The following is a 12,151-nucleotide window of genomic DNA, read 5'->3' on the forward strand; positions in this document are numbered from 1 at the left end:
TGTCGCCAGCTTCCTTTATCTACTTCCCTCCAGGGAGGGATTTCTTTATGCACTTCATCAACTTATGGTAACAAGCCAACCGGCGTGAATTAAGCACCCCTTCCTGCGCTGCTTGCAATAATCTGCAGCCCGGCTCTGTAACATGCCGACAATTCCGGAATTTACACTGTTTCAGAAAAGGACGAAATTCAACAAACCCCCACGCCAATGATTCTTCATCCAGTTGTTGTAGACCGAATTCCTGAAAACCAGGGGAATCAATGATGCTACTGTTCGTATCAAGATGAAAAAGACAAGCATGGGTGGTCGTGTGTCGTCCACTAGCCAGTGCATCGGAAATTTCTGCGGTTGCCTGTTGCGCCACTGGAATAAGTGCGTTAAGCAGCGTAGATTTTCCCACACCAGATTGCCCCGCTAATAGACTAATTTGTCCGCTCAGGAACGGAACAAGTGACTGAGCGCTGGTTTCCGCACTGATCTCCAGTACGGGATACCCCAGCTCCCGGTAAAACATTAGGCTCTGCGCAGCAGCCTGCCTTTGCGCATCCTTGTCAATCAGGTCGATCTTGTTCAATACAATAAGCGGCTTAATTCCCTGATTTTCGGCAGCAATCAGGCAACGATCGAGCAGTTCAAAATTACAAGCCGGAACAACTGCCAACACAAAGATCAACTGCGTGACATTGGCTGCGATCAGTTTTTCACGAAAGGGCTCGCTACGATAAAAGAGGCTTGAACGCGGCAGGATGGTTTCGATAATACCCTGTCCATCAGCTGTTGGAAGTATTTCAACCTGATCACCACACACCACTCCCTTTTTCTTGCCGCGCACAACACAGGGATAAATAGCATGGGCAGTTTCAACTTCGAAATGACGGCCATAGGCTGCAGCCACTCTGCCAAGTAATGGCGAACCGGCTTTATTCTCGCCAGCGTCACCGGCTCTCAAGATATGAGCAACATATCGACTTTCGCCGCACAGATAAAGTCATTTTCTGATAATCCGCCAATGGCATGCGTCGTATACTCTACACGACACTGGTTGTAACCAACCATCATATCCGGATGATGGTCTTCCTGATGTGATACCCAGGCAACCGCATTGACAAAAGCCATCGTCTGATAATAATTCTTGAAAGAAAAAATCCGGCTAATTTTGTTATCTGCCAATTGCCAGCCCTGCTTCAGCTGCTTCAACAGATTTTCAGCCTCTTCTTTTTTTAATGGCGGTATACCCCCTTCACACGGTTTGCATTTCCGGTCGGTCAAATCACATACATTGGTCATGCTGCAGCTCCCATTGCAATTATTTTATTGAGATGCGCAACCCGAATTGCTGCTGGCGGGTGTGAATCATAAAAAGTGGAGTGCAGTGGATCAGGCGTCAGTGTCGCAGCATTATCCTGATACATTTTGACCAGAGCCTGGATCATATCTGCCGCCGATGATTGCTGAGCTGCATATTCATCTGCCTCAAACTCATGTTTGCGTGAATAGATACTGGATAATGGCTGCAGCAAAAAGGTAAATACCGGCATCACCAGAAAGAACAGTAATAGCGCCATGGCGGTTGACGGCACCTCAGTCACCTGAACACCCAGCCCGTTATAAAACCACGGCTGCTGCATCAGATAACCCAGCACCCATAGAAACAGCAAGCTAGCTGTAAATGACAGCATAATCCGCTTAATAACATGATGTCGCTTGAAATGACCCAGTTCATGTGCCAGCACCGCTTCGATTTCCGCAGCTTCCAAACGGTTTAGCAACGTATCAAAAAACACGATCCGCTTGGTTTTACCAAACCCGGTAAAATAGGCATTGCCATGACTGCTACGACGAGAACCATCCATAACAAACAGCCCACTGGATTCAAAACCACACTTCTGCAACAGATTTTCAATACGGGCTTTGAGTAAATCATTTTCCAGCGGTGAAAACTTGTTGAACAGCGGAGCAATCCAGTTGGGATAAACCGCCAGCAGAAACAGGCTAAAGCCTATCCAGGTCAACCACGTATATAACCACCAGTTATCGCCTGTTTTTTCCATCAACCACAGGACACTCAGTAATAATGGTGCACCCAGCAGTGCTCCTAGCGCATACTGCTTGACAAGGTCAGTAAAAAACATGGCTGGCGTCATCTTGTTGAATCCGTATTGCTGCTCAATGATGAATGTACGGTAATAGTTAAAGGGGATTTCAACTATGCTTAACAGCGCTAATACGCTAAAAATAAGCACCATTCCATGCCACAGCGAATCGCTGAACCAGGAATGCCAGAAGTCCGACAGCAACTCCAATCCACCGCCCAATGTCAACACCAGCAACAATCCTGCGTTGAGCAGAATACCTGGATAACTCAGGCGTACTTTTGCACAGGTATAATCAGCTGCTTTCTGGTGAGCAGATAAATCAATTTGTGAAGCGAAAGCATCTGGAACCTGATCGCGGTTTACCGTTATATGGCGTATATGCCGGGTAGCCAGCCATAACTGCGCTAGTGTAGTCAACATCAGCACAAGAATAAAAACAATGGTAAAAATATGCATAAAACCACCTGGAAAATTAAGTATCTGAACAGGACATGCCGGGATTTTACTCCTCATGCGCGCTCCCCGGGAAACAGGAGAAACAGACCGATTACGGCGAGTATACTTGGATGTGACACAATCCGATCTTGAAAATTCACGCAACAAACATTCAGAATTATGGCACAAGACAATAACAACCTTATCTGGATAGACATGGAAATGACCGGTCTGAATCCGAATACTGACTGCATTATCGAAATTGCCCTGGTCATCACAGACGCGCAACTCAACACATTAGCTGAAGCACCGGTACTGGTCGTTTCACAACCAGACAGCATCCTTGACGGGATGGATAAATGGAACCAGTCCACACACAGCAAATCTGGCTTGATCGATAAGGTCAAGGCTTCAACATTGAGTGAAGCCGAAGCAGAAGCACGCATGCTGGCATTTCTGGTGCCACACGTCCCGGCCAGCATCTCGCCCATGTGCGGGAATTCGATCTGCCAGGATCGGCGTTTTTTGGCCAGATGCATGCCACAACTGGAAGCCTATTTTCATTACCGCAATTTAGATGTCAGTACACTTAAGGAATTGGCCAAACGCTGGAAACCTGAAGTTGCCCAGGGATTCAACAAGCAAGGTAAACATGAAGCGCTGGCTGATATTTATGACTCAATAGAAGAACTCAAACACTACCGCCAGTACCTGTTTAATATCTGAATATCCGTGATTCATCTACTACGGGAGCTCAATGAATGACTCAACGCACCGCATTTACACTTACCGTCAATCCCAAAATACCTGAGCGCCTGGCTCGCCTGGAGGAACTGGCAAATAATCTCTGGTACAGCTGGGATCGGGCCACACGCGCCCTGTTTTCGCGGCTGGATCCACAACTGTGGGAATCAGTAGGGCATAGTCCCAAGGCGTTTCTCAGGCGGGTGGATGAATCATTACTGCTCCAGGCGGCAGAAGATCTGTCCTTTCTCAGCCATTACAACAGCGTCTTGTCCGCTTATGATTCCTATCATTTGGAGCCTTCTCGCTACCAGGCCGTCAAGGGGCTCGATATACGCGATCAGGTCGCCTACTTTTGTTTGAGTTCGGTTTTCATGAAAGTCTGCCGGTTTATTCCGGTGGCCTTGGCATTCTGGCGGGAGACCACTGCAAAGCTGCCAGTGATTTATGCCTCCCTTTTGTGGCAGTTGGGCTGCTTTACCGGCAGGGATATTTCTTCCAGACTATCGATGGCCATGGTAATCAGCAGCCTGTTTACTGCGACTCGGATTTCGAGGATCTACCAGTAAAACCTGTACTGCACGACAATGGCTCTGAAGTTCGAATATCTGTGCAATTCCCCGGACGGATCATTATCGTCAAAGTATGGCGGGCACAAATCGGACATGTCAGTTTGTATCTGCTCGATACCGATCTGCCGGAAAACTCCGAATACGACCGCCTGATCACACACCAGCTTTATGGCGGAAACAAAACCATGCGCATCGAGCAGGAAATTATTCTTGGCGTAGGCGGAGTAGCTGCACTCAGGGAAATGGATATCAAACCCACCATCTGGCACAGTAATGAAGGCCATGCCGCCTTCATGATGCTGGCACGTGCTCTCGAGCTGGTACGACAAGGATTGGATTTTGCCAGTGCAACGGAAGCAGTAGCAGTCAATACAATCTTTACCACTCATACGGCTGTTCCGGCGGGCCACGATCATTTCCCGGAAGATATGATGCACCACTATTTTCAGGATATGTATCACGAACTGAAAATTTCCCAGGAAGAATTCATGAGGCTTGGTTACACTTCAAACAATCATGATTTCAATATGACCGCGCTGGCCATCCACATGTCGCGCATGCATAACGGTGTCAGTAGAATCCACAGAGATGTCTCTGCCGATGTCTGCCGGGATTTGTGGCCACAGATCGAGCCGGAAGAAAATCCGATTGACTATGTTACCAATGGTGTCCATGTGCCAACATTTTTGGCACAGGAATGGGCAGATCTGTTTGACCGCCGCCTGGGTTCGCAATGGCGCAATAAACAACATGATCCCGAATTCTGGGCAGGCATTCATAATATTCCGGACCACATATTCTGGAGTGTACGGCAGAGCCTGAAATCGCAGCTGTTCTACAGCATTCGTGCACGCCTGAGAGAGCAGAATTTACGTAATCATGGCTCTGAAGCTCATCTCGACCGCCTGCTTAGATTTGCTGATCCGATTAACCCGAATATATTGACATTGGGTTTTGCACGCCGTTTCGCTACCTATAAACGCGCCACGCTGCTGTTTCGGGATCTCGACTGGCTGCGTAAGCTGCTGCTTGATCCCGAGCGCCCGGTATTGCTGATTTTTGCCGGCAAGGCCCATCCAGCTGATCTGCCTGGCCAGGAATTAATTCGCCGCATCTACCAGGTCGCAGACATGCCGGAATTCAGAGGACATATCCTACTGGTGGAGGGGTATGATTTGCGCCTTGCCCGGCGCCTGGTATCAGGCGTTGATGTCTGGCTCAACAACCCGATCTATCCACTGGAAGCCAGTGGCACATCAGGCATGAAAGCAGGAATCAACGGCACACTCAACCTGAGCATACTGGATGGCTGGTGGGGAGAAGGCCATGATGGTAAAAACGGTTGGGGAATCAAACCTGTTTCGGAAAATATGGAAGCCTCATTACGTGATGCCGAAGAAAGCCGGGCTTTCCATGAAATTCTGCACGATCAGGTCATCCCGCTCTACTACGATCACGGCAAGTTTGGATACTCGGTTAAATGGGTAGACATGGCTAAACACTCAATGTCCTCTCTGCTGCCACAATACGGAACCAAGCGAATGGTTGGAGAATATATCCAGAAATTTTATACACTCGCCAGCCAGCAAGGTGCGGGCTACAGCCAAGATAATTTTGCAGTCGCTAAAGATATCGCCACCTGGAAAACACGAATCAATGCCGCATGGGACGGTGTAAGTGCACGACGACTTGACACGCCAGGCAAGCAGCTTGAATTTGGTGACGCCTTGCATTTCAAGCTTGCAGTCAAATTAAATGGACTGCTACCGGAAGATGTTGTCGTGGAATTGCTGCTCTCGCGGCAATATAACAAAGTCAGGCTCAATCAGTTTCAGCATTTCCGGCTGGAATGTACCGGCACTATCGGGACAAACGAACATCAATTTGAATTGAACCATATACCGGAACTGTGTGGCAGACAGCAATATTACCTGCGAGTTTATCCCCACCACCCGCTGCTGACTCATCCATTAGAAATGGGCAGGATGGTATGGCTATGACAGTCGGCTCATTGTTATTCTTGTTATGACAATATCAGCGGGAAATTATCGATCAGCCGAATTTTATCCAGCCACGCCGCGCCCAATATAACCAAATCGGAATCGCATGCTGTTGCCGGTAACAGCATGCATTGCTGTCGTACTGAAATATAATCAACTTTCCAACCCTGCATATTCAGCCTTTCGATGGCAGACCATTCCAAATGTGAGAAATTCCGTTCACCCGAAGCAATACTTTCTCCAATTTTCTTCAGATTACGAGCCAGCTCGCTCGCTTTCTGCCGTTGGATGTTATCAAGGTAATTATTACGTGAACTGAGCGCCAGGCCATCTTCTGCCCGTATCGTCTGGCCAGCAATAATTTCTACAGGCAAATTCAGCTGAGTAACCATCCTGCGGATAACCTGCAGTTGCTGATAGTCTTTTTCACCGAATATCGCAACCTGTGGCTGCACGATATTGAACAGTTTCAATACAACCGTTGTCACCCCACGGAAAAATCCGGGACGACAGGCACCTTCCAGCGTATCTGCCACAGGTGGAAGCAGCAACTGAAATTCCTGCGGGACAGGAAAAAGTGTTTTTTCACCTGGAATAAATACTATATCCACACCATTTTCTTCCAGCAAGCGACAATCGTTCTCCTGGGTACGTGGATAGCGGTCATAATCCTCATGCGGAGCAAATTGCAAACGGTTGACGAAGATACTGACGACAGTACAACCGGCATGCTGCTGCGCGATCCGCACCAGAGATAAATGGCCTGCATGCAGATTACCCATGGTTGGTACCAGGGCTATTGAAGCTTCATCTTGAAGCCGCGCACGCAACGATGCAATATCAGTAATTATTTCCACGTAAATGATTCGTATCGCGCTTGTCAGAACGTATGTTCATGCACAGGAAATTCTCCGGCTTTGACTGCTTTCACATAATTCCTAACCGCAGCCTGAATACTGTCTGCACCTATCATGAAATTTCTGACAAAACGCGGCAAAGTACCATTACTGATGCCTAACATATCGTGCAACACCAAAACCTGCCCCGAACATACCGCACCAGCACCAATGCCGATAGTCGGGATAGACAGTGACCGGGTAATTTCCTCTCCCAGTGCAGCTGGAATCAACTCCATCACGAGCATGGCCGCCCCTGCCTCCTGCAATAGCAGTGCATCCTCCAGCAATTGTCTGGCATCATCAGGTGTTTTCCCTTGAATTTTATAGCCGCCTAACTGGTGGACAGACTGGGGCGTTAGTCCGACATGGGCACATACCGGAATGCCACGACAGGTCAAAAATTCTATGGTTTCTGTCATATGCCTTCCCCCTTCAACCTTAACCATCTGCGCACCGGCAGCCATTAACCGGACTGCATTCCTGAATGCTTCCTGTGGAGACACCTGGAACGTGCCAAACGGCATGTCAGCCAGAATAAATACGCTGTGAGTGCCGCGTTCTACACAGCGAACGTGGTAGATCATTTCATCCAGCGTAACCGGCAAAGTACTGGTCTGACCCTGTATCACGTTTCCGAGCGAATCCCCCACCAGCAGAATATCAACCCCTGCATTTTCCAGTACCGCAGCAAACGTTGCGTCATAACAGGTCAGGGCCGCTATTTTTTCCCCTTCCCGGTAAGCATTCTGCAACGTTGAAACCGTTATGCATTTTGTAACCGGCCGACCCATCTATTAACTGGCTCCGACATTAAAATATTCACGTGCGCTGCGCATCTGGTCAATGCGTGTCAATAACAGATCAAAATCGGCAATACTGTTCGCTAGATCAATATGTTCGCTATTCACAATCATGACCGGTGCCCGATCGTACTCATGAAAAAATTGCATATAGCGCTCTGCCAGGCGTCGCAGATAATCCTCCGATATGTGCTGCTCCAGCGTATTGCCACGTTGCCGTATACGTTTAATGAGGACTTCGGGTGAAACCTGCAGATAAATCACCAGATCAGGCGCGGGTGCATCGAGGGGCATCTGTTCGCAGATCTGCCGGTATAACCCGTGTTCGGGTTCACTCAACGCAACAGCTGCAAACAACTGACCTTTCTCAAATAAAAAATCACTCACAACCGATTGTGAGAAACTATTTTCCTGCCTCATTGATTGCAGTTGTTGCCTGCGCTGAAGCAAAAAAAACAACTGGGTTGACAAAGCATATCTGGACATATCCTCATAGAATTTCTCCAGAAATGGATTAACCTCCGGCTTCTCCAGCATAAGTGAACAGTTCAACCGGGTTGCCATATTGCGGGCAAGGCTGGTCTTACCCGCACCGACAGGTCCTTCAACGACAATATAGCGGCAGCGCTCAAGATTCATGATGATGCAATATACTCCAATGGTTGTTCCATACACGCAGTCAGACAGGCAACAGCCGGACCTCTTCCCGGAATCACGCAATCTACTGCGATTTCCAGCAATGGTTGCAGTACAAAAGCGCGCTCATGCATACGTGGGTGTGGCAACACAAGTTTTGTATCACAGTGTTGCAGGTTTCCGAATAGCAGAATATCCAGATCAAGGATACGCGGGGCATTGGGAAAAGTACGCACGCGGCCGCAGGTACACTCTATTTCCAGCAGCGCATCAAGCAGGTGATGCGGTGTCAGACTCGTCTCCATTTGTACTACTGCATTGATAAAATCGGGCTGATCAATGTTGCCAATCGGAGCAGTACGGTAAAGTGAAGAACGTTTTATCAGACGCGAATGCTCTAGTCCAGCTAATAGCAACATCCCACGCCTGACCTGAGACAAAGGATTCTCCAGGTTGCTGCCCAAGGCAATAAAAACCTGGTTGCTAGATTCAGGATAAAAATCAGATGTCATGAGATGTCCTGATTAACGGAGGAGTCTACTTTTATGCTTTCCGATTTACTACTGCGGCGACGCTTTCTGCGACGTTTTGTCGGGGCCTCCTGCAGCAACATTGTTTCCCGAGCAGCATTATCGGTATTTTTGAATGTTTGCCACCATTGTCCCAGCTCTTCGTCAATTTCCCCACTTTTACACCGCAACAGCATAAAATCGTAGGCGGCAGGGAAATGCGGATGCTCCAGCAGGCGAAATGGCTTGCGACCCGCGCGCGCCAGAAACCTTGGCTGCAAGGACCAGATATCATAAATAACGCCATCATGCCTGCGCGGAATAGCCAATCGGCGGCGCTGAGCTGCCAGAACATTGCCCATCGCCTCATGTAATAATGCGGGAATATTTTTTTCATCCGCCTTCAGATGAACATTCCATACCGCCAGCACTTCATGCCACAACAATGCTGCAAATAAGAATCCCGGCGAGACCGATTTACCTTGCCGTACTCGCTCATCCGTATTTTTTAGCGCCAGAGAAATAAATCGTTCACCCAGAGGCTGCTCCAGAATTACATCCAGCATCGGCAACAATCCATGATGCAATCCTCGCGTTCGCAAATCAATCACAGCTGTCAGTGCATGACCGGAAAACAATAGTTTCAGCATCTCGTCAAACAAGCGCGCCGCCGGAACATTCAGCAATAATGGCGCAAGATCACCAATGGGTGCAGCCGTCCTGTCATCGATCTGAATGCCCAGCTTGGCAGCGAGGCGTACCGCTCGCAACATTCGTACCGGATCTTCCCGGTAACGCTGCTCGGGTTCTCCGATGATGCTCAACCGCTTTGCCATGACATCTTCGAAACCACTTAGATAGTCAATGATCTCCTCTGTAGCAGGATTATAGAACAAGGCATTGATAGTAAAATCACGACGTCTTACATCCTCTTCCTGGCTGCCAAAAAAGTTATCGTGCAACAACCGTCCGGTGGCATCGATATAAGCATACTCTTTATCAGATTGAATCAGATCACCAGCCGCCTTACCACGAAAAGTGGATACTTCCACGGTTTCTCCCTTGCTCATAACGTGCACCAACCGGAAACGCCGACCAATAATGCGTGAATGACGGAAGATTGCGCGTACTTCTTCAGGCGTGGCATCAGTAGCAATATCATAATCCTTGGGCTTCAGCCCTAACAGCAGATCACGGACGGCACCACCCACAATATAGGCAGAATAACCTGCCTGCTGTAAAGTCAGAGCAACTCTTAGCGAGCCGGAACTGATGCTGCTGCGCGAAATTCCATGACGCTCACATGCAATGGCCCGGAATGCCGGAGCAGCTGTAACAGAAGCCGTGGAACCGAAGGAAAAAATATGATGCAGAAATTTACGGATCATGCCTGGATGCAATACCTGTGAACGGCAAATTATACACTTGGTAACAAATTAGACTTTGATGAAACATCGGCCTACAAAAGAATCGAAATCTTGAACAGGTTCTTAGTCCCGACGGTACCCCAGCAACCCCCACACAATCCGGATAAAGTAATAGCATATCCAGTTCAGTGAACGTTTAATTCGCGACCGGTCTCTCCAGGAACGCTGTAACACCGGATAAGAGACTCCCAATGCCTGTTGTAGACTGCCCTGTAATCCCGCTGCAAATATCCGATCCAAGATAATGACATTGGCCTCGCGTGCCAGTAATAAACTGAACGGATCAATATTGGAAGAACCAACAGTAGACCAGGAATTGTCGATAACTGCCACTTTGGCGTGCAGATACCCTCGCCGGTACTCGTAGATACGGATACCGGCATCCAGCAGGTGGCCATACAAAGCATGCATGGCATAATGTTGCAAGCGATATTCCGATTTCCCCTGTAACAGAAGGATAACCGAGACACCACGCTGTGCAGCCTTGATCAGCGCCTGCCGAAAATTCTTTCCGGGAAGAAAATAGGCACTAGCAATAATAATTTCCTTGCGAGCAACCGCTATTGCCCTGAGATAACAACGCTCAATGCTATGTCGGTTACGTAGGTTATCCCGAATAACCAACGATGCACGCTGATGACCTGCCGGCAGATTATTACTTATAACAGATGAATAATTTGTCCAGCGCTTTTTGAAATAAACCCACGCAACCAACATCCACAGATGTCTTGTTGCAGCATGAATTTTTTCCAGTAATGGACCAATAATTTGAATAGCATAATCGAATCGTGGAAATAACGCATCAGGTTCGTAGCAATCATCGACAATATTGATCCCTCCCACAAATGCCACACTGGCATCCATAACCGCCAGTTTGCGATGCATACGACGCAAGCGGGAGCGCTTGAGCCGGAATGAAAAAAATTCCTGCCGATATATCAGTACTCGCACACCTGCTGACAGCATTTCCCGAATTACTTTCCCGGACAGGCCGAGCGAGCCAAATCCATCAATCAGCAGATGGACAGCTACCCCGCGTTGTGCTGCCCGTTTAAGCGCCTCAGCAATCCGGATACCAGTTGCATCGTACTGAAAAATATAAGTTTCGAGATAAATTTCCTGTCTGGCCGAATCAATGGCCGACTCCAGCACCGGGAAATATTCCGTGCCAGAATGCAATAGTGTTATACGATTTCCTTCGACAAAATCAGGCAAACTCATTTACGCATAATCTGAGCCGACAACGCGGCATGGTCTGAAATTCTGGACCAGGGGCGATTATGAAAAATCCGGGCATTTTTTACCTGAAAACCACGGATATAAATTCTATCCAGACGCAGTAACGGCAAAACAGAAGGAAAGCTGCGCGCCGCCTTACCCTGCGTATGCTGAAAAACCTCAACCAGATTCAAGCGATTAGCCAAAGCCTGATTCGCCACACCACGCCAGTCATTAAAATCTCCCGCGAGTACGAGCGGTGCATCAGGCGGCACCAGTTGCCGGATGCGTCGCTCTATAGCTTCCAGCTGTTGATATCTTCCGCGCTTAAACAGCCCCAGATGCACACAAATACAATGCAACGCATCTTTCCATCCGGGAATGGTCAACTCGCAATGTAACAATCCGCGACTTTCAAATCGATGTGCCGAAATATCTTCATTCTCCCAGCTTGATATAGGAAAGCGGCTGAGAATAGCATTGCCGTGATGGCCATGGTTATAAACTGCATTCTTTCCATAAGCAAAATCCGACCACACTGCATCTGCCAGAAATTCATACTGAGCATCTTTCGGCCAATCCTGGAAGCGGCTGGCGTGCAGCGTATGCTCCCCGATCACCTCTTGCAAAAAAATGATATCAACATTCAGGCTACGCAAATAGTCACGCAATTCATGCAATATCACACGCTGATTAAAAAATGACAGCCCTTTGTGAATGTTATAAGTGGCGATATGTAATGTCCGATTAGATTCACGCATTGCCTCATCCCCTGGCAAAGAAGCAACTCTGTCACTATCCGCAGACGAAACCGG

Annotated in this window: 11 protein-coding genes and 1 pseudogene; 2 read left to right on the top strand and 10 right to left on the bottom strand. The window is 48.3% G+C overall.

Annotated features, from left to right (window positions below; genetic code table 11):
• Positions 1 to 19: 19 nt before the first annotated feature.
• From rsgA to BM331_RS10005, 3 genes are read right to left on the bottom strand one after another with little or no spacing between them, the layout of a single operon-like run.
• Positions 20 to 949 (bottom strand): ribosome small subunit-dependent GTPase A, encoded by a 930-nt coding sequence (gene rsgA / locus BM331_RS09995; protein WP_074929260.1) that lies wholly within the window; start codon positions 947 to 949, stop codon positions 20 to 22.
• Complete coding sequence (locus BM331_RS10000) at positions 946 to 1,287, bottom strand: 4a-hydroxytetrahydrobiopterin dehydratase (protein ID WP_074929261.1); 342 nt, start codon at positions 1,285 to 1,287, stop codon at positions 946 to 948. The genes rsgA and BM331_RS10000 overlap by 4 nt, the downstream gene beginning before the upstream one ends.
• Entirely contained in the window at positions 1,284 to 2,552 is a 1,269-nt protein-coding gene (locus BM331_RS10005) for a M48 family metallopeptidase (protein WP_074929262.1), read from the bottom strand. Before BM331_RS10005 ends, BM331_RS10000 begins: the two co-directional genes overlap by 4 nt.
• Before the next feature lie 159 nt (positions 2,553 to 2,711).
• Here BM331_RS10005 and orn point away from each other — a divergent pair, with 159 nt between their 5' ends.
• A complete protein-coding gene (orn, locus tag BM331_RS10010) occupies positions 2,712 to 3,257 on the top strand; it encodes an oligoribonuclease (RefSeq protein ID WP_074929263.1) in 546 nt (181 codons plus the stop codon).
• 35 nt (positions 3,258 to 3,292) lie between these two features.
• Positions 3,293 to 5,847 (top strand): annotated as a pseudogene (gene glgP / locus BM331_RS10015) (alpha-glucan family phosphorylase).
• 23 nt (positions 5,848 to 5,870) lie between these two features.
• Here glgP and panC read toward each other — a convergent pair.
• The 7 genes from panC to BM331_RS10050 all read right to left on the bottom strand — a co-directional run bounded on the left by panC (position 5,871) and on the right by BM331_RS10050 (position 12,097).
• Entirely contained in the window at positions 5,871 to 6,704 is an 834-nt protein-coding gene (gene panC, locus BM331_RS10020) for a pantoate--beta-alanine ligase (RefSeq protein ID WP_074929264.1), read from the bottom strand.
• Positions 6,705 to 6,727: 23 nt separating this feature from the next.
• Positions 6,728 to 7,537 (bottom strand): 3-methyl-2-oxobutanoate hydroxymethyltransferase, encoded by an 810-nt coding sequence (gene panB / locus BM331_RS10025; protein ID WP_074929265.1) that lies wholly within the window; start codon positions 7,535 to 7,537, stop codon positions 6,728 to 6,730.
• 3 nt (positions 7,538 to 7,540) lie between these two features.
• Positions 7,541 to 8,185, bottom strand: a complete 645-nt coding sequence (locus tag BM331_RS10030) for a deoxynucleoside kinase (protein WP_074929266.1) — start codon at positions 8,183 to 8,185, stop codon at positions 7,541 to 7,543.
• Positions 8,182 to 8,694: a 2-amino-4-hydroxy-6-hydroxymethyldihydropteridine diphosphokinase gene (gene folK, locus BM331_RS10035; protein WP_074929268.1), complete on the bottom strand. Its 513-nt coding sequence runs from the start codon at positions 8,692 to 8,694 to the stop codon at positions 8,182 to 8,184. The genes BM331_RS10030 and folK overlap by 4 nt, the downstream gene beginning before the upstream one ends.
• Complete coding sequence (pcnB, locus tag BM331_RS10040) at positions 8,691 to 10,079, bottom strand: polynucleotide adenylyltransferase PcnB (RefSeq protein ID WP_074929269.1); 1,389 nt, start codon at positions 10,077 to 10,079, stop codon at positions 8,691 to 8,693. Before pcnB ends, folK begins: the two co-directional genes overlap by 4 nt.
• Before the next feature lie 102 nt (positions 10,080 to 10,181).
• Positions 10,182 to 11,339, bottom strand: a complete 1,158-nt coding sequence (clsB, locus tag BM331_RS10045; RefSeq protein WP_074929271.1) for a cardiolipin synthase ClsB — start codon at positions 11,337 to 11,339, stop codon at positions 10,182 to 10,184.
• Positions 11,336 to 12,097: an endonuclease/exonuclease/phosphatase family protein gene (locus BM331_RS10050; RefSeq protein WP_074929303.1), complete on the bottom strand. Its 762-nt coding sequence runs from the start codon at positions 12,095 to 12,097 to the stop codon at positions 11,336 to 11,338. Before BM331_RS10050 ends, clsB begins: the two co-directional genes overlap by 4 nt.
• Positions 12,098 to 12,151 lie beyond the last annotated feature (54 nt).

The sequence above is a fragment of the Nitrosomonas eutropha genome (genome assembly GCF_900116685.1).
Lineage (GTDB): Bacteria > Pseudomonadota > Gammaproteobacteria > Burkholderiales > Nitrosomonadaceae > Nitrosomonas > Nitrosomonas eutropha_A.